The sequence below is a fragment of the Dryocola clanedunensis subsp. sulfonylureivorans genome (assembly GCF_016756775.1).
GTDB classification, from domain to species: domain Bacteria; phylum Pseudomonadota; class Gammaproteobacteria; order Enterobacterales; family Enterobacteriaceae; genus Dryocola; species Dryocola clanedunensis.
Genome location: NZ_JAERMU010000078.1, coordinates 1 through 721 on the forward strand (window position 1 = coordinate 1; position 721 = coordinate 721).

Consider the following 721-nt stretch of genomic DNA (forward strand, 5'->3'; position numbering starts at 1 on the left):
TTACCTGCCACGGCAATGATGCCCCCCGGCATGTTGCCCTGGAAATTATCCCCGAAGCTGCCGCCCCCGCTCAGGCTGATGCCCGAATGTTCGGTCTTAAAGTCCGCTTCGTTGTGCAGGTCGCTGAAGCCCAGCGTTCCGGTATCGAGGTTGTTTTTATCCGCCGTTGCCGTTGAGGCAATCACCGCCCCGTCCAGCTGGGTGTGGTTGCCCACCGTGATGTCGAAGCCGCCGTTACCGGCGTACAGCCCGGTCTGCTCCGCCACCGAGTCGAAGCGACTCTTCATCTTGTCCTGGTTCGCGCTGATGTAGCCCGAACCGGTCATGGAGCCGAAAGTGAAGCTGCCGCCCGCCGCCACGCTGGTCTGCTTGCTGTCGTAGTCGTTGTTGTCCTGCTGGCTGCTCATCAGCAGGTCGCGGCCCACGTCTGCGATGATTTTATTGCCGTTGACCAGGGCACCATCAAGCACCGCGTCACGACCACTATTGATAGTGACGGTGTTGCCGCTGTCGATCGTGGTTTCCGTCCAGTCGGTACCGTTGCCTTTGTCCTTGCCCTTCGCGGCATTGACGTTGGCAAAGATACTGATACCGGCACCATTGCCTCCCGCACCGATGCTTACCCCGATACCGCCGCCGCTGCTGCTGTTCTTCCCGCTGGTTTGCTGCGTATTCGCCGCCCCGCTGAGAATGACGTCTTTATCCGCGCTCAGCAGCGTAT

1 protein-coding gene is annotated in these 721 nt (G+C 60.3%); it reads right to left on the bottom strand.

Annotation, left to right across the window (positions count from 1 at the left end; all coding sequences use genetic code 11):
- A partial coding sequence (locus tag HYQ67_RS23855) for a hemagglutinin repeat-containing protein (protein ID WP_202308664.1) occupies nt 1-721 on the bottom strand: 721 nt, incomplete at both ends.